16 protein-coding genes are annotated in these 18,166 nt (G+C 34.9%); 5 read left to right on the top strand and 11 right to left on the bottom strand.

The annotated features are described in order from the left end of the window. Nucleotides 1-11: 11 nt before the first annotated feature. Nucleotides 12-1,445, top strand: coding sequence for a rubredoxin (locus FLV_RS00325; protein ID WP_243229958.1), 1,434 nt, complete (start codon nucleotides 12-14; stop codon nucleotides 1,443-1,445). Between the two features lie 147 nt (nucleotides 1,446-1,592). Here the strand turns inward: FLV_RS00325 and FLV_RS00320 are convergent, their stop codons facing one another. After that, nucleotides 1,593-2,456 (bottom strand): AraC family transcriptional regulator, encoded by an 864-nt coding sequence (locus FLV_RS00320; protein ID WP_243229957.1) that lies wholly within the window; start codon nucleotides 2,454-2,456, stop codon nucleotides 1,593-1,595. Between the two features lie 97 nt (nucleotides 2,457-2,553). Here FLV_RS00320 and FLV_RS00315 point away from each other — a divergent pair, with 97 nt between their 5' ends. Then, nucleotides 2,554-2,916 carry a DUF983 domain-containing protein gene (locus FLV_RS00315; protein ID WP_243229956.1) on the top strand — a complete coding sequence of 121 codons (363 nt, stop codon included), beginning with the start codon at nucleotides 2,554-2,556 and terminating at the stop codon, nucleotides 2,914-2,916. A 74-nt stretch (nucleotides 2,917-2,990) separates the two neighbouring features. Next, nucleotides 2,991-3,866 (top strand): ACP S-malonyltransferase, encoded by an 876-nt coding sequence (gene fabD, locus FLV_RS00310; RefSeq protein ID WP_243229955.1) that lies wholly within the window; start codon nucleotides 2,991-2,993, stop codon nucleotides 3,864-3,866. A 334-nt stretch (nucleotides 3,867-4,200) separates the two neighbouring features. Here fabD and FLV_RS00305 read toward each other — a convergent pair whose 3' ends face one another. The 9 genes from FLV_RS00305 to nirB all read right to left on the bottom strand — a co-directional run bounded on the left by FLV_RS00305 (nucleotide 4,201) and on the right by nirB (nucleotide 14,287). Then, on the bottom strand, nucleotides 4,201-4,734 hold the full coding sequence (locus tag FLV_RS00305) for a YceI family protein (RefSeq protein WP_243229954.1): 534 nt from the start codon (nucleotides 4,732-4,734) through the stop codon (nucleotides 4,201-4,203). Nucleotides 4,735-5,026: 292 nt separating this feature from the next. Then, nucleotides 5,027-5,743 (bottom strand): pirin family protein, encoded by a 717-nt coding sequence (locus FLV_RS00300; RefSeq protein ID WP_243229953.1) that lies wholly within the window; start codon nucleotides 5,741-5,743, stop codon nucleotides 5,027-5,029. 348 nt (nucleotides 5,744-6,091) lie between these two features. Further along, nucleotides 6,092-6,667, bottom strand: a complete 576-nt coding sequence (locus FLV_RS00295) for a Crp/Fnr family transcriptional regulator (RefSeq protein WP_243229952.1) — start codon at nucleotides 6,665-6,667, stop codon at nucleotides 6,092-6,094. Further along, nucleotides 6,667-6,987 carry a DUF6370 family protein gene (locus tag FLV_RS00290; RefSeq protein WP_243229950.1) on the bottom strand — a complete coding sequence of 107 codons (321 nt, stop codon included), beginning with the start codon at nucleotides 6,985-6,987 and terminating at the stop codon, nucleotides 6,667-6,669. Before FLV_RS00290 ends, FLV_RS00295 begins: the two co-directional genes overlap by 1 nt. A 2-nt stretch (nucleotides 6,988-6,989) precedes the next feature. Continuing rightward, nucleotides 6,990-8,150: a formate-dependent phosphoribosylglycinamide formyltransferase gene (gene purT / locus FLV_RS00285; protein ID WP_243229949.1), complete on the bottom strand. Its 1,161-nt coding sequence runs from the start codon at nucleotides 8,148-8,150 to the stop codon at nucleotides 6,990-6,992. A 533-nt stretch (nucleotides 8,151-8,683) separates the two neighbouring features. Continuing rightward, nucleotides 8,684-10,504 carry an ATP-binding protein gene (locus tag FLV_RS00280; RefSeq protein ID WP_243229948.1) on the bottom strand — a complete coding sequence of 607 codons (1,821 nt, stop codon included), beginning with the start codon at nucleotides 10,502-10,504 and terminating at the stop codon, nucleotides 8,684-8,686. Between the two features lie 11 nt (nucleotides 10,505-10,515). Continuing rightward, nucleotides 10,516-11,100, bottom strand: a complete 585-nt coding sequence (locus FLV_RS00275) for a DUF4202 domain-containing protein (RefSeq protein WP_243229947.1) — start codon at nucleotides 11,098-11,100, stop codon at nucleotides 10,516-10,518. A 34-nt stretch (nucleotides 11,101-11,134) separates the two neighbouring features. Then, nucleotides 11,135-11,512 carry a nitrite reductase small subunit NirD gene (nirD, locus tag FLV_RS00270; protein WP_243229945.1) on the bottom strand — a complete coding sequence of 126 codons (378 nt, stop codon included), beginning with the start codon at nucleotides 11,510-11,512 and terminating at the stop codon, nucleotides 11,135-11,137. A gap of 264 nt (nucleotides 11,513-11,776) precedes the next feature. Then, nucleotides 11,777-14,287 carry a nitrite reductase large subunit NirB gene (gene nirB, locus FLV_RS00265; RefSeq protein ID WP_243229944.1) on the bottom strand — a complete coding sequence of 837 codons (2,511 nt, stop codon included), beginning with the start codon at nucleotides 14,285-14,287 and terminating at the stop codon, nucleotides 11,777-11,779. Between the two features lie 272 nt (nucleotides 14,288-14,559). On the opposite strand from nirB, the gene FLV_RS00260 reads away from it, so the two are divergent. Continuing rightward, nucleotides 14,560-15,336, top strand: coding sequence for an META domain-containing protein (locus FLV_RS00260; RefSeq protein ID WP_243229942.1), 777 nt, complete (start codon nucleotides 14,560-14,562; stop codon nucleotides 15,334-15,336). A gap of 62 nt (nucleotides 15,337-15,398) precedes the next feature. Here the strand turns inward: FLV_RS00260 and FLV_RS00255 are convergent, their stop codons facing one another. Next, nucleotides 15,399-16,532, bottom strand: coding sequence for a DegT/DnrJ/EryC1/StrS family aminotransferase (locus FLV_RS00255; protein ID WP_243229941.1), 1,134 nt, complete (start codon nucleotides 16,530-16,532; stop codon nucleotides 15,399-15,401). Between the two features lie 134 nt (nucleotides 16,533-16,666). On the opposite strand from FLV_RS00255, the gene FLV_RS00250 reads away from it, so the two are divergent. After that, nucleotides 16,667-17,893 (top strand): 3-deoxy-D-manno-octulosonic acid transferase, encoded by a 1,227-nt coding sequence (locus tag FLV_RS00250; protein ID WP_243229940.1) that lies wholly within the window; start codon nucleotides 16,667-16,669, stop codon nucleotides 17,891-17,893. The last annotated feature ends 273 nt before the right edge of the window (nucleotides 17,894-18,166 follow it).

Below are 18,166 nucleotides of genomic sequence, written 5' to 3'. Positions count from 1 at the left end.
ACTAAAAGAAAATGGAATTAACGAGATTAATAGTAAAGGGAGGCGTTATTTCGCCGGGAGAACTTAGAGAAGTTGTGAATATGGCAATGGATCAGGGGTTGGATTCAATTTCATTTGGTTCAAGACAGGATATTATTTTTCCAAAAGGTTTTAAAGCTTTGGATAAAGAAAAAATGGGGAAACATCATTTTGTTTTTCCGGATGAAAAGAGCGGCAATAATATCGTTTCGTCTTATGTTTCTACCGATATTTTCAGAAATACCAACTGGCTTACAGGAAATAAGTTTTTATATATTTTAGAACAATTTAAAGACCAGCCTAAGCTTAAAGTGAACATCAACGACCCTAAGCAGCAACTGGTTCCGTTGTTTACAGGACACCTTAACTTCATTGCTTCGGAGCATGAAGATTACTGGTATCTGTACATTCGTTTACCGAAATGGCAGCGTATGGAAGTCTATCCGGTATTGATTTACAGCTGGGATATTGCAACATTTTACTACGAAATTGAACGTATAGTTACTACTGAAGAATCTTGCGGAATTGACCTGATTTTTAGTCTGGTTACCGAAGCCTTGGAAACAAACAACAGAACAATCGACAAACCACTGAATGTTCCGTTTTACCCTTTTCCGTATTATGAAGGGATGAACCGAATGGGAATCGATCAATATTGGCTTGGCTTGTACTGGAGAAATAATCTTTATGATTTAGAGTTTTTGAAAGAAATGTGCGACTTGTGCTTCGATTGTAAAATTGGTAAAATATGCATCACCCCCTGGAAATCCTTCATTGTAAAAGGGATTCCAAAAGACCGAAAACTGGAATGGGAAAAATTTTTAGGCAAAAAAGGAATCAATGTACGTCATTCACTTTTAGAACTGAACTGGCATTTGCCTGTAGCGATGGAATGGGCACTAAACCTGAAAACGTTTTTAGTACGTACGCTCGATCAGTTTGACATCAGTACATACGGATTGAATTTCGGTTTATCGGAATACAATCGTGACGGACATTATTTTACTTCGATTGTAGTTGAAAAAAATGATTTACCCAAAGATCTGGAGTCGATTAAGATTCGTGATACTTACAATGTGTTGTATGCGAAGAATTTTGATCCGAATACACGAGAATATATTGTACATTCACAAGATATAGACAAACTGGAGTTGCCTACAATTTTGATAGAGTTAAGCCGAAAATACTTTGAAGAATTAGGGAATTCTGTTCCGGAAACTAAAGAAAATACACAGAAAAAAGAAAAAGCACCCACTGATATTTACCAATGCCAGGAATGCCTTTCGTTATACAATTCAGAATACGGCGATGAAAGTCAGGGAATTCCAAAAGGCCTTTTATTCACCGATTTAGCAGAAACCTATTGCTGCTCCTTATGCGAAGCACCAAAAAGCAACTTTAAAATTTTAGAACCTGTTACTGCGTAGGTTTTTAAACTATATAAGTAATATAAGTTCATTCAACTTTGTGGTTTAGTTTTACAATTGTCACCCTGAGCGGAGTCGAAATGCTTTTGTGAAAACAGAGAATAAGTCAAACTTAAATGAACTTACATCACTTATATGGTGAAATTTTTATTTTTTAAAATCCCGAAAAGCTGTTGGAGAAACTCCCGTTTGTTTTTTGAAAACCCTTGAAAAATAAGAGTAATCATCATAGCCAATAGCCGATGCAACTTCGTTTACAGCCAGTTGTTTATCCGTCAGCATTCGTTTGACTTCAAGAATTACTCTGTCCATAATAACTTCTGTAGCTGTTTTTTGCAATATTTCATTACAGATTCGGTTCAGATGCTTCATTGTAATATTTAATTTTTCAGCATAAAAAGAAGGTAATTTTTCTTTCCTAAAATGCTGTTCCAAAAGCTTTTCAAATGTGCTTATTTTGACATTATACGAATGTGCCTGATGCGAATAAGTTTCGCTGTATTTTCGTGAAATTTCGATATGAATGCAATCCAGTAAATTCAGCATTTTATCCAGCTGAAAATTAGTATGCTGACTATTTTCTTCAATCAAAAGATTGAAATAAGGCAAAATTTTAGGTGTTTCACTGTCTTCAAAAACCATTTCCGGACGATTGTGAATCGAATGATAAAAGTTGTAATTATTGATGTTTTTCTGTCCGAAATATAAATTATAAAGTTCCTGCGAAAATATAATCACAAAGCCTTCAATATCTTCCGACAAACTCCAATGATGCATTTGCCCGGGCTGTAGGACGAATAAACTTCCTTTCTTAATTTCAAAACGATCAAAGTCAATTTCATGTATTCCCGAACCATGCGTAAAAAAAACCATCAAATACGAATCATGACGATGCGGTTCTTCTACAAAGCTGTGACTTTTTAAATGCTCCTTAAACGTATTCACATAAAATTCACGATGAATATCGTTACAGCTAAAATTTTCTACACTATAAATGGGATATTTTTTCATGATAAAAATGTCTTTATTGTGCTATAATCAGCGAAGATATAAAAAAGGTTTTAATAGAATCTGTTTTACCTTTGTATAAATATAAAACAACAATATCATGTCTAATGCATTAACTCATATTTTAAGCAACGAATGTCCGGTTTGTCATAAAGGAAAAGTTTTTAAAGACAAAAATATTTTCCTGAATTTTGGCTTCCCGAAAATGAATGAAACCTGCAGTCATTGTCATTATAAATTTCAAAAAGAACCTGGTTTTTTCTTTGGAGCAATGTATGTAAATTATGGTTTGACAGTAGCTCAGGGAATTGCAACATATTGTATCGCTCAGTTTTTCTTTGAAAATACGTTCGATTTAAGAATTATACCGATTATTGCAGTTGTCATTATCCTGTTGACTTCTTTTAATCTCCGATTCTCAAGATTAGCATGGATTTACATTTTTAAGGATTATACGAGCTAAAAAATTGCTATTTTTGCCTTTCAATTGAAACTAATTTTCAATTTCAAAAAAAAACAAAAAAATAAATTAGACAAATGAAAGCATACGTATTTCCGGGTCAGGGCGCACAATTTACAGGAATGGGCAAAGACTTATATGAAACATCCCCATTAGCCAAAGAACTATTCGAAAAAGCAAATGAAATTTTAGGTTTCAGAATTACAGATATCATGTTTGAAGGCACTGCCGAAGAACTAAAAGAAACTAAAGTAACACAGCCAGCCGTTTTTTTACATTCGGTTATTCTGGCAAAAACTTTAGGTGATGATTTTAAACCTGAAATGGTGGCTGGACACTCTCTAGGAGAATTTTCTGCATTGGTTGCCAACGGAGCTTTATCTTTTGAAGACGGATTAAAATTAGTTTCACAACGTGCTTTGGCTATGCAAAAAGCCTGCGAAATCACACCTTCAACAATGGCAGCAGTTTTAGGACTTGCGGATAATATTGTAGAAGAAGTTTGTGCTTCTATCGACGGAGTTGTGGTTGCTGCAAATTACAACTGCCCTGGACAATTGGTAATTTCAGGAGAAACTTCAGCGGTTGAAAAAGCGTGTGAAGCGATGAAAGCTGCGGGAGCAAAAAGAGCATTAATTTTACCTGTTGGAGGTGCTTTTCACTCGCCTATGATGGAACCGGCAAGAGAAGAACTGGCAGCAGCCATTGAAGCAACTACTTTTTCGACTCCTATTTGTCCGGTGTACCAAAACGTAACAGCAAATGCGGTTTCTGATGCTAATGAAATTAAAAAGAACTTAATTATTCAGTTAACTGCTCCTGTAAAATGGACACAGTCTGTACAAAAAATGATTGCTGACGGTGCTACTTTGTTCACAGAAGTTGGACCAGGAAAAGTATTAGCTGGTTTAATCAACAAAATTGATAAAGAAGCTGCTACGGCGAATGCTTAATTTATTTCAGATAATAAAGAAACCCTGCTTAGACAAATAGTTTAAGAAGGGTTTTGTGTTGAATTTAAATAACAATAAGAATTAAATGTAACGTTCCTATGGAACTCCATCGTTCATGATTGCTATCTACAACGGATTAAAATCCGTTGCTACAAAATAAATCGTTCCTCCGAAACTTTAAATAAAGAGCCATGGGCTCGGAGTATATTGTAGCGACGGATTTTAATCCGTTGAAAATAAAGAATGTCCATAAAAAAGTTCCGTAGGAACGATTCATATAAACTAATTTAAAAGCTATAGATTATATTGAATTCAGGTTAAAAACAACCAATAATTACGCCTGTTTAGCAAACTGCAATTCAATGTTTAGTTTCACTTCTTCACCAACCAAAACACCACCGGTTTCAAGAGCAGAGTTCCAGTTTAGTCCCCAGTCTTTACGGTTGATTTTTCCTTCGATACTCAAACCTACTTTAGTATTTCCCCATGGATCAGTCAGGATTCCGCTAAATTCTACTGGAAAAGTTACTGTTTTTGCTACACCTCTGATGTTTAAATCTCCCGTGATTTCATACTTTTCATCATTGATTTTTTTGAATGAAGAAGCTTTGAAAGTCAGTTTTGGGTGGTTTTCAGCATCAAAGAAATCGCCGCTTTTTAAGTGATTGTCTCTGTCTAAATTTGCAGTATCAATAGAAGCGATATCGCCGGAAAATTCAATTGTTGCATTTTCGAAATTATCTCCGTCTGTAGTGATTGTTGCATCATAAGTTCCAAATTTTCCTGACACATTAGTAAACATCATGTGTTTTACTTTAAAACCAATTTCTGAATGAGTTGGGTCAATTGACCATTTTGTAGTTGCCATAATTTTATTTTTTAAATAGTAATTTCATTTTGATAGGACAAAGTTACGGTGACAGTACCCTTAAAGCACTTAACCTAGATTAAGAAATAAAAAATGCAAACCAAGATTGTGATTTGTTTTCTCGCAGATTTGGCGGATAAAGCAGATTTTTTTAATCTCCTGAATCTGCAAAATCTGCGAGAGGCCTTTTTAACTACTTATTGTTCAAGTAGCAAAAAAAAGAAACGATAACAATCTGGTTTACAGATTTATTATCGTTTCAGGGTACAGGTATTATTTTTTTGTTACTGAATTAATAATTCATCGGAATGTCCATCAATAAAAATTCAGCATCTGTATTGGCTTTAATAGTTAAAGTGTCAGTTCCTGAAATCCCAACCGCATCACGGGTACTTAATTCCTGACCGTTGATGGTTACGTTTCCTTTTAAAATAAAAGCATAAACGCCGTTTCCTTCTTTTTTGATTTTGTATTCAGCAGTTACACCTGAGTCAAAATTACCCATATTGAACCAAGCATCCTGATGAATCCAAACTCCCTCGTCATCTGCATTTGGAGATAAAATCTGAGATAATTTATTGTGTCTGTCAGCAACATCGAGAGTAATTTGCTGATAACGCGGCTCTACATTTCTTTTGTTTGGAAACAGCCAGATTTGCAACAATTTAGTCTGCTGATCTGCATTCGGGTTAAACTCACTATGCTGAATTCCGGTTCCGGCGCTCATTACCTGAACATCGCCATTTTTAATGATCTCCGTATTCCCCATGCTGTCTTTGTGAGCTAAATCGCCTTCAAGCGGAATGGTAATAATTTCCATATTATCGTGCGGATGTGTTCCAAAACCCATTCCGCCTGCAATGGTGTCATCGTTCAAAACACGTAGCGCTCCAAACTGAATTCTGTCCGGATTGTACCAGCTTGCAAAACTAAAGCTGTGGTAAGCGTTTAACCATCCGTGATTTGCATTTCCTCTTGTTTCTGCTTTGTGCAATACTATATTTTCCATGATTTTGTGTATTTGTTATTTTTATAATACAAAGATACCATCAACATACACGAAAAGCACTTAATGTAGATTAAGAAAAGATTCTGAGGTTCTAAGTCGCTAAGATTCTAAGTTTTCCCACAATTTTGTCATCCTGACAAAGGAAGGATCCCCGAAAGCAGCTCGCCAATTTAAATACTATTTGATGTTGTTTTTTAAAGTAGCAGAAATAGTAATTTTCAGAAGACCTTTAGTCCTGCTATCCGCTGTATCTATTGCTGCGAACCCCGCAGCAATAGGATGCCGCTGCTATCAGGGCTGAATTAGACATTTTGTTTTCAGAAGATCCATAAAGTGAAACCATTCTTTTTATTTCTTCAAAAGCCTGGCTTTCATTTTGCTGAAAAACTCAGGAGTTACACCAATAAAGGAAGCAATTTGCTTTTGAGGAACTTTATGAACGAGTGTTCCATATTTAGCACAGAATTTCTCAAAACGTTCTTCGGCAGGCAAACTCAAATTATCCATCAATCGCTGTTGATTCGCAACCAATGAATTTTCAATTAAAATCCTGAAAAAGCGTTCCAGTTTCGGAATTTCACGATACAACTGTTCCTGATTTTCTTTAGACAAGGAAACGACTTCTGCTTCTTCCAGAACTTCAATGAAAAGCTGTCCCGGTTTTTGCGAAAAATAACTGTACATATCGCTCATCCACCAGCCTTCGCAAGCAAAGGAAAGCACATGTTCTACAATATTATCGTTGATATTAAAACTTCTTAAAATACCCGAGTTTACGAAATACGAATGTTTACAGACTTCCCCTGCATTCAGTAAAATGGTTTTGGCTTTGTAAGTGTTCGTTTCTAATTTAGACAAAAAAAGCGCCTGTTCTTCTGCGGTCAGAGAAACGTGTTTGGCAATATTTTCAAGAATCAATACCATTATTTTTTATCTTCTATTAGTTTAAAAGAAGTCGCTCTAAATCTATTGTTTACGATTTCTCCGGTAACTAAAGCTTTACTAATCGCATTGCAAAAACCTTTTTCAGCATGTGCATCTCCGTGGTCATGAATCGTTGTTCCGTCTACAAAATAACTTTTTCCGTCAATTCGAACAGCTAAATCACAGCTTTTACCTTTCATCCCAAATTGACATTCTCCACAGGAAGCTTCAACGATGGTTGGTTTATCAAATTTCTTTTTGTTTTGAGCCTGTACAGTGATTCCAATAAAAAGGAATGTTGCCAAAAGTATATTTTTCATAATTAAGAATTTACAGTTATTAGTTTTGAAGTTGCTTTGGCTCGTTCCACGACTTCCTCAATTGGAGTTGCTAAAGTATCAGAACTCAAAACAACACCCATTCTTCGATAAGGTCTTGAAGTTGGTTTTCCGAAGATTCTAAAATCGGTTTTTGGTAAAGCCGCTACTTTTTCGATTCCGCTAAAAGTTGGATTTGTAGAATCTTCCGAAGCTAAAATTACGGCACTTGCCCCTGCTTTTTCTAAAGTAATTTCAAAAATTGGAAGGCTTAAGATGGCCCGTAAATGCAATTCAAATTCATTGAAATTCTGCGTTCCTGCCAACGTTACCATTCCGGTATCATGAGGACGAGGAGAAAGTTCAGAGAAATAAACCCCTTCGTTCGTCAGGAAAAATTCAACACCAAAAAGCCCGGCACCACCAAGCGCTTCGGTAATTTTTTCTGCCATATCCTGAGCTTCATACAAATCTTTTTCTGAAACCTGAGCAGGCTGCCAGCTTTCCTGATAATCGCCTCTTTCCTGTCTGTGTCCAATTGGCGCACAAAATAAAGTTGGATTATCATTTTGGGTAATCGTTAAAAGCGTAATCTCCGAATGGAAATCTACAAATGCCTCAACAATCACTTCGATAACATCGCCACGTGAACCTGCAACAGCATATTCCCAGGCTTTTAAAATATCTTCTTCTGTTTTTATTGTAGATTGCCCTTTTCCTGACGAAGACATCAAAGGTTTTACCACACACGGAATTCCTATTTCTCCAACTGCTTTTTGAAGTTCTTCGGCAGAAGTAGCATACTCATATTTCGCAGTTTTTAAACCTAATTCTTTTGCTGCTAAATCACGAATGGCTTTACGATTCATGGTAAAGTTAGCCGCTTTTGCTGAAGGGACAACAGTAATACCTTGTTTTTCATAATCGTAAAAACGTTCCGTTCGAATAGCTTCTATTTCGGGAACGATGAAATTCGGTTTATGTTTGGCTACGATTCGGTCCAAGGCTTCACCATCGAGCATATTGATGACTTCAAAACCATGAGCAACCTGCATCGCCGGTGCATTTTCGTAACTGTCAACTGCAATTATGATTTGTCCGATTCGTTGTGCTGCGATGACAAATTCTTTGCCTAATTCACCTGAACCGAGGAGTAGTATTTTCATTTTGGAATGTTGTAATGTTGAAGAAGTAAAAGTAGGGAAAAACCTTTTTTTAACCGCAAAGTTCGCTAAGATTTACGCTATGAACGCAAAGTTTTGTTTTTATTTAAAAGTAAGGAGCACAAAGAGTTTTCTCGCAGATTTGCTTCGCCTGTTCGCTTTCGCTCAAGTTGCAGATTCGGTGGATTTGATTTGATTGCAAATTTGATTTTTTTTACATAGAGTAGCCGTACAGCTTGTCATTTCGACCGAAGGGAGAAATCACACTAGAAACTCTACAAAGATTGGTGATTTACTTTACGGAATCCCGAATATGATTTCTCGTTCCTCGAAATGACAAGATTGAGGGAAATTCTAAAGTGAATAATTTTGTTTAATAAACTAAAATCTTCTTATAGACCGTTTGCGTGAGGGATAGAAGTGGAAAGCCCACAGCCTGACGAAGGAAGAGCGAGGACTTGGAGCGGATAGCCCGACCCTTGTGGTCACGCCAAAATAAAAAACTAACTTTTATAATTGACACATTTCTAGATTATCTAATTTTCTAATTTAGAAATCGGAATATTAAACGTAATTCTCGTTCCTTCTCCTAGAATCGAATTGATAAAGACACGCCCGTTGATGTATTGAATCCTTTCATTCATAAACAACAGTCCCATTCCGGATTCACTGTTTCGTTTTTTATCAACTGCTGTTTTATCAAAACCTTTTCCGTTGTCATCAACAATAATACTTAATAAGGTTTCACTGTGAGAAAGCTGGACGATAATATGGGTTGATTCTGCATATTTTATCGCATTATTAATTGCTTCCTGAGTCAGACGGTAAATATTTATTTCAATCAAAGAGTCTAAACGCTGGTCAAAATCGGTTTTGTTGTAGAACAGAATTTCTTTTCCGGTCAGTTTAGAAAGTTCCTGGGTTAATTTTGATATTGACGAAACTATTCCGTGATCACTTAACTCGGGCGGCATCAGGTTAAAAGTAGCCGTTCGGACACCTTTTATAATATCGAGTGATAGTTTTTTCAGATATTCAATTTTCTGAGCCGATTTTTCCTTATCCTCCAGATTAATACTTTCCAGGCTGAACTTCAATCCGGTTAACATCTGCCCTATTCCGTCATGAATTTCTTTGGCAATACGATTTTGTTCGTTTTCCTGGTTTTCAACAATTTTGCTCGAAATAATCTTTTGCTGATTGATTTTTTCGGTACTGTTTTCAATGTTCAGACGTTCAACTTCGCGTTGTGCTTTTTTACGTTCGGTAATATTAAAACAAACAATTAAAAGTTCCAGCTCATCCTTTTTTATCATCACCGGAACCATTGATAAATCGAGCCAAATAGTCTGATCTTCTCTGTTGTGAATTTTAATCTCACCCTGCCAGCCGCTTCTTTGCTTCTCAAAAATAATACGATCAATATTAAGCTGTTCCTTTTCATCAATCGTTAAAATCTGTGAAAAAGTTTTATTGGAAGAAAATTTGGTGTAGTTTAAAAGTTTGGCGAATTTTTCACCTACGTGAATAATAGAGCCGTCGGGCGCAATACGGCAATAAAGCAAGGTATTTTCCATCGCATAATTCAGCGATTTCAGCTCTTTTACAGAGTTTTCCTTTATTTCACTGATAATTTCGGTATCATAAGCCAGTTTTAAGGCTTTCTTTTCAGATGATAAAAGTTTGGCTATAAGTTTTTCAACTTTTTTATTGGTAGGTTTAAAGATGAACAAAAATTCTAAAAGTAAAACAAGCAGTGTAAATCCGAAAATCCAATATTCGGTTGTACGCTGCTCCGTTACTTTTTCATGTGCTTCTTTATCGTATTGCGTTACAATTTCATTCATTTTCGAAAGAAATATTCCTTCGTTTTTTAGAATTTTCTGTACCAATTTTTGATTATCTGAAGAATTGTTTTTTTCTTCTAAATTTAAAAGAAACAAATTTACCGATTCAACCATAGTATTGAAACTCGGTTTTATTTCTGCGTATAACTTAGACAGTGCTTCACTTTTTTCTTTAGGAAAAGCCAGACTGTCACTGCCATTTTCTAATGCATCCTGATTAATTTTCCAAAGAGACAACACATTTCGAACATGTGCAATTTCTTTTTTGGGAGAAGCATCAGAAACAAAATTTAAAATTAAAACTTCCTTGGTAATCCTTTGACTCAGCATTCTTTGTTTACCTGAAATATTGATAATTTTAGAATCGCTAAGCTGTTGTTTTAAATTGTACTGAATTAAAAGCTGACTTAAAATGATAGTTATGGCAATAGTCCAAAGTGCAAAAAAATACAGACGTCGTAAATTTTTGAATGTAATTTTGTCTGCAACTTCCTGATTGCCCTTCTTCATATAAAATCAGATTATAGACCTAAAGACGCTTTTATCAAATTAAGATTTTCTTCAGAATAATTGATTTTTAAGGCTTCCTGATGCCCTTTTTCAGACATTTTATCCCAGGTTTTTTTGATGATGTTTTTGAGTTTTTCCTCATCATGTTTTTCAACAAAAGGCTCTAAGTAATAATCTAAAAACACCAGACAAATTACATCTTCCAATAATTGGGTTTCGGCATCTTTTTTAAGCAGTTTTTTTTCAATTAAAAAAGAAACGCGGTCAATAAAACTTTGCTCATAACCTGCTCTTTCCAAGATTTCAGCAGTAGTTTTGGCATGAAATTTTTTCAGATCTTCTCTCCATCTCAGGTAGCCTACACGATCCATTGGGTAGGATTCGCGTGCCACTTTCCATCGGCAGATATGTTGTGCTTTTGAAGCAATCTGAACCTCTTGTGAAGCCTCAGGAGAAAATTGCATCAGTTTTTCATACATCCTGTTTGAGTATAAAAGCTCTTTTGGATATTCAATATTCTGATCTGTTTCGATGTTCGGATCCTGAGCGTTTTCGGCATCAATCCACTCACTTGCTTTCTGAAAAGGTGTACTCATTTTTTATTGAAAATATATTTTCAAATATACGTAATTAATCTAAAAAGCCAACGAATACTTCGTCTTCAACAATTTTAACCGGATATGTTGCAATTTTTAAATCATCGCCATTCAGGTTAGAACCGTCTACTAATGAAAACGTTTTTTTGTGCAGTGGGCAGGCAATTTTAGGAATATCATCAGCAGAACCTGTCATTCCTCTTGACAAAACCATTTCCATTTTATGAGGACAGGCATTTTGGCAAGCGTACCATTCGTTACGGCGTGCAAAATTAAAAACGGCAATTTGTTTGTTTTTGTATTTGATGCAACCGCCACGGTTAGTTGGAAAATCACTCACATTACCGGCTTTGAACCATATTTTAGCATCGCTTGGATGCACTGTTTCGTATTGGTTTAAAATTTCTTCCATTTTGGTTGTATTTATAATCTGTGTTCTTATCCCTCCCTTTACAATCAAGAGAGTTTGATGGCGCAGTAAAAAAGAGGGTAAGAGGACAGCAAACGTTAATTCTGTTTTTTATACTTTTTTAAACACATCGAAACATAGACTTTAATTATCGGAAAAGTAACTCTAAAAGAGACTCGTTTCTCACACATAACGATGTGTTTGTATGATAATAAAATATCTTTTTTAGTTTATAAAATCTATGTTTCTATGTGTTAAACATTAAATTTATGACCAGGCTTTTGGCATTTTTTGATCTCTTAAAGGAACGAAAGCAATATTATCATCCTTTTCATCAGAGTTCACAAAGTGACTGAAACGTTTTAATAATCTTGGTTTTTCAAGAACTTGTTTCCACTCACACTCAAATGTATTAACCAGAGTCTGCATTTCAGCTTCCAGGGTTTCACAAATTCCTAAACTGTCTTCGATAATTACTTCTTTTAAGTAATCCAAACCTCCGTCCAGTTTTTCCAGCCAGGTTGATGTTCTGATTAGCGGACCGGCTGTTCTGATGTAATACATTAAAAAGCGATCCATATATTTAATAACAGTTTCTTTATCAATTTGTTCAGCCAGCAGAACCGCATGTTTAGGATTAGCTCCACCGTTTCCGGCAATGTATAGATTCCAACCGCCTTCAACAGCAATTAAACCAAAATCTTTTCCACGAGCTTCAGCACATTCACGAATACAGGCTGAAACACCACCTTTTAATTTATGAGGAGAACGAATTCCTTTATACCTGTTTTCTAATTCGATAGCAAAACCGGCACTATCATCCATTCCGTAACGGCACCAGGCGTTTCCTACACAGCTTTTTACAGCTCTCAACGATTTTCCGTAAGCATGACCGCTTTCAAAACCATTATCAATTAATACTTTCCAGATTTTAGGAAGATCATCTAAATGTGCTCCAAATAAGTCAACACGCTGTGCTCCTGTAATTTTTGTATATAAATCAAATTGTTTGGCAACTTGTCCAATCACGATTAGTTTTTCAGCAGTAATTTCACCTCCGGCAACTCTTGGCACTACAGAATAGGTTCCGTTTCTTTGAATATTAGCCAAAAATTTATCATTAGTATCCTGAGCTGTAACGTGTTTGTTAGCCGTATCGTTGTAAATACTGGAGAAAATTGAAGCCACTAAGGGCTTACAAACCTCACAGCCATCTCCTTTTCCGTGGTGATCCAATACGTCATAAAAATTTTGGTATTTATTAATTTTCACCAAATCAAATAACTCCTGACGGGTATAGCTAAAATGTTCGCAGATAATATCTTTTACTTCTTTACCCATAGATTTCTGAGCCGCTTTTACCAAATCAGAAACCATTGGCTTACATCCTCCACAACCAGAAGTTGCTTTGGTCAATTTTACAACATCAGAAAGATTAGAACAGGTTTCATCTAAAATAGAACAGCAGATGGCACCTTTTGTAACATTTTCACAAGAACAGATTACAGCAGTATCCGGCAAATCCATTACACCTACAGCTGAACTTTCAGAACCGTCTCTTGAACCTAAAATCAAATCTTCAGGATTTTTAGGCAAAGCCATTCCGTTGTTGTAAATCTGAAAAAGTGAATTATAATCGCTCGAATCCCCTACTAAAATTCCACCTAATAAGGTTTTAGAATCTTTAGTAACATTAATTCTTTTATAAACTCCTGATAATTTATTTTCATAAATAATAGCGGTTACCTCATTATTTTCGATAAAAGGATCACCAAAACTCGCCACTTCAACACCAATTAACTTCAATTGTGTTGACATGTCAATGGTTTCTCTCATGGTCTTAGAACCATTTAAGATCTGCTCTGCAGCAACGTCGGCCATTTCATAACCCGGAGCAACCAGTCCGTAAATCATTTGATTGTATAAAGCCACTTCACCAATCGCAAAAATAGAAGGATCTGATGTTTGCATTTGATTGTTTACCACAACCCCACCACGTAAACCAACTTCAAGTCCCGAAACTCTAGCCAGTTCATCACGTGGTTTAATTCCGGCAGATATAACCAACATGTCAACTTTTAACAATTCATTATCAGCAAACATCATTCCCGTGATACACTCTTTTCCGTCGATATATTGAGTCGCTTTATTAAGATGAATTCCAATATTCAATTCTTCAATTTTTGACTGCAGCATATCGCTTGCCCCTTTATCAAGCTGTCTTGGCATCAGACGAGGTGCAAATTCTACAACATGCGGATTCAATCCTAAGTCACGAACTGCTTTTGCTGCTTCAAGACCCAATAATCCTCCTCCTAAAACTGCCGCTTCAGTTGCTCCTTTTTGTTTTATTTTTTTAGCATAACCCATAATCGCATCCAGATCCTCAATGGTTCTGTACACAAAAACACCTTCTTTTTCTACTCCGTCAATTGGCGGCACGAAAGCAGAAGAACCTGTTGCCAGGACTAAGTAATCATACTTATGCGTTTTTTCTAAATGCGTATGTATTGTTTTTTCTTCCCTGTTAATATCAGTAACTAATTCAGAAGTATTTAAAGTAATATTATTTTCTGCGTACCATTCACTTGTTGACAATGACAAATCATCAGCCGTTTTACCTCCAAAGTATTCACTTAAGTGAACACGATCATAAGCACGTCTCGGTTCTTCCCCAAATACTGTAATTTGATACTTTTCCTGTCCCGATTTCGCTATAAATTTTTCACAGAATTTATAACCTACCATCCCGTTTCCAACTACTATTACTTTAATCATGATTTCTTTAATTAAGTATTACTACGCAAATATAAGTATTTGTACTTATATAAAATACTTATCTACGTAATTTTTTCATTAAATAGAATTCTTCTAAATACGTAGTTTGCCTTATAACCAATAAGTACAAGGCCTTTTGGTTTTTGGATATTTTTACAAATTATTTTATCTGTACTATTTTACTTAAATTTGAATATCACCCATTACACTGTTTATCAATACATAAACATTTACAAAACTTTTGCACATTGTACAAACCTAAACCACATCTCATGAAAAAGTACTTAATTTTACTCACCACACTTTCTTTAGCATACAACTGCAAATCCGTTAACACAAAAGACTCAAATTCAAGCATTACAACTCAATATATTCCCAAAGAAGATATTACCACTTACTTTAAAGCAACAGGAAACGAACCTGCATGGGAAATAAAAATTGGAAAAGAAAAAATTATTTTTACCTCACTAATACAAGGAAAAGAAAATCTCAGTTATCCATCCGTTAAACCAACCAGAGCTATGGATGCTAATATAAAAATGTATCAGACAAGCAATGCAACTTCCAGCATAACAATTACCATACAACAAACAGATTGCCAAGACTCTATGGCCGATTTGATTTCGTCTTATAAAGTTTCTGTAGAAATCAAAAATAACTCAGAAGCCGATTTTGAAAAACTTGAAGGCTGTGGAAAATACATAACCGATTATCGTTTACATGACATTTGGGTTTTAGAAGAATTAAACGGATACAAAGTTTCAATCACAGATTTTCAAAAAGAATTACCCCGAATTGAAATCGACGCTGAAGAAAACAGATTCATGGGATTTGGAGGCTGTAATTCAATCAGCGGAAGTTTATTTTTTGAAGACAATTTACTTCGCTTTTCAAAAGTGATTTCGACTTTAATGGCTTGTTCGCCAGGAAACAAAGAAGATGAATTTACCAAAGCAATTCAAAGCACTACAACTTATGCTATCAAAAACAACAGATTAACACTTTCGAATCCATCTGGAAAACTTTTAGTATTTAAGAAAGTAGATTAAAACATAAAACCCAAATCATCAAAACTGATAATTTGGGTTTTATTTATGCTTAAAAAAATAAATTATTTAGCCAGAAATTCTAAAACAGAATCTGTAATAAATTTAATTTGTTCATCATCTAGTTCTGTATGCATTGGCAATGCAATTACTTCTTTTACCAATTGATTGGTCACAGGAAACTGCTCTTCTTTATAACGAGAATCAGTATAAGCTTTTTGAGAATGCAACGGAATTGGATAATAAATCGCACACGGAATTCCCTTATCCAGCAAATGCTGCATCAAAGCATTTCGATCTGCATCAATAATTCTTAATACATACTGATGAAAAACGTGATCATTTTCGTTTGCATCAAATTCCGGTGTAATAATATGTCCATTTCCGGCAAAAGCCGCATTATATTTCGTAGCCGCTAAACGACGCGCTTCATTATATTCATTTAACAAAGGTAATTTTGCATTCAATACACCTGCCTGAATACTATCTAAACGCGAGTTAACCCCCACAACATCATGATGATAACGTTCATACATTCCGTGATTTACGATTCCGCGGATAACGTGCGCTAATTTATCATCGTTAGTAAAAATTGCCCCGCCGTCTCCGTAACAACCTAAGTTTTTAGAAGGAAAAAATGATGTCGCCGCAACATGTCCAATAACACCCACTTTACTTTTTGTTCCTGATTTAGAAATATAATCAGCACCAATAGCCTGAGCATTATCTTCAATTACATATAAATTATGTGCTGCAGCGATTTCCATAATTGCATCCATATTCGCAGCACGTCCAAATAAATGTACCGGAACAATCGCTTTGGTTTTTGGCGTAATGGCGCTTTTAATCGCTTCTATATCAATATTCATATTTATTATATCAACATCAACCAAAACAGGAGTCAATTGTAGCAAAGCAATAACCTCTACAGTAGCTGCAAAAGTAAAATCAGCCGTAATAACCTCATCGCCCGGTTTTAAATCCAACCCCATCATTGCAATCTGCAAAGCATCAGTTCCATTCGCACATGGAATTACATGTTTTGCTCCCAGATAATCCTCAAGATTTTTTTGAAACTGATGAACCAAAGGCCCATTTATATAAGTATTTGTATCTAAAACTTCCTGAATAGAAGCATCAACTGTAGTTTTTATTTTCTCGTATTGACTCTTTAAGTCAACCATTTGAATTTTTTTCATTTATCTTCTTATTTAAATCTGAAGATTCTGATTTACATCAAAATCTTTAAAACGAAAAGCAAAAATAGTTATTTAATACCTTCAAACAATGAAAATAATCGAAAGAAACGTATTTTAGCCCCAAAAATAAACAGATGCTTTTTCTATACAATTTAGTCGTTTTAATTACTGGTTTTTTCCTTAAAATAGTAGCACTTTTTAGCCCAAAAATGAAACTTTTTATTGATGGCCGAAAAAATGTTTTTACAATTTTAGAAGAGAAAATAAAACCCAATGACAAAACAATCTGGTTTCATTCGGCTTCCCTTGGCGAATACGAACAAGGCCTTCCTGTAATTGAGAAGATCAAAGAAAGATATCCTGCACATAAAATCATTGTTACTTTTTTCTCCCCATCCGGCTACGAAGTTCGAAAAAACAACAATATAGCCGATATCACTATCTACCTTCCTCTTGACACAAAAAGCAACGCAAAACAGTTTTTAAAATTAGTTCATCCCGAATTGGTCTTTTTTATCAAGTATGAATTTTGGCTTAATTATTTAAAAGAACTAAAAAAATTAAAAACACCTACTTATCTCATTTCAGGAATCTTTAGAGACAATCAGATGTTTTTTAAATGGTACGGCGGATTTTACAGAAAAGCATTAGAAACTTTTACTTATTTTTTTGTTCAGAATGAAGATTCTAAAATAAAAATCGAAACAATAGGCTTTCATAACGTAATAGTTTCCGGCGACACCCGTTTCGATAGGGTAAATGCTATTTTAGACAGAGACAATACACTTGAATTTATTGAAATCTTCAAAAACAATCAACCTACTATTGTCATTGGAAGCTCCTGGCCAAAGGATGAAATTTTATTAACAGAATACATCAATCAGGCTCCTGAGAATATAAAATTTATTATTGCACCTCACAATATAAAAGCAGAACAAATTGAAAATCTAAAAAATACAATTTCAAAAAAAACAGTTTTATTTTCCGAAAAAGAAAACAAAAGCCTAATCGATTATAATGTATTTATTATTGATACCATTGGTTTATTAACTAAAATTTACAGCTACGGAACCATAGCTTATGTTGGCGGCGGCTTTGGGAATCCCGGCATTCATAATATTCTGGAACCCGCTACCTTTGGAATCCCGATTGTTATTGGCCCTAATTATTCAAGATTTGCCGAAGCTATTGAATTAGTCAATCTTGGAGGCTGTATGGTTATTTCAAATACAGAAGAATTAAAAGAAATCTTTGACCGTTTGCTTTCAGACGAAAATTTTCTCAACGGAAAAGGAGAAATTTGTAAATCCTACATTCAGAATAATAAAGGAGCAACAGACACTATTCTAAAAAGCATTTAACAAAAATAATCAGATCTATAAATCTCAGTTTCAAAGATTCATTTTTTACAAAAGAACTAAAACAACCCTACCTCTCAGCTTATTCGATACAGAATAATCAATAAAAAACAAAACAAATCACAACTAACCAAATCAAAATCGCCAAATGTTTTTTGAATATTCAACAAAAGATAAAATTTTCAAAAAATACAACAATACGACACGTTCTGTTAGTTTTGGCACATTAATTGATAAATAACAACATCGAGTAACAAAGGAAAATATTTTAAAAAA

It is taken from the genome of Flavobacterium pectinovorum, from assembly GCF_022802975.1.
Classification (GTDB): Bacteria; Bacteroidota; Bacteroidia; order Flavobacteriales; family Flavobacteriaceae; genus Flavobacterium; species Flavobacterium pectinovorum_B.
The sequence above is the reverse complement of the archived record's forward strand: the minus strand, read 5'-3'. Positions and strand labels throughout refer to the sequence as shown.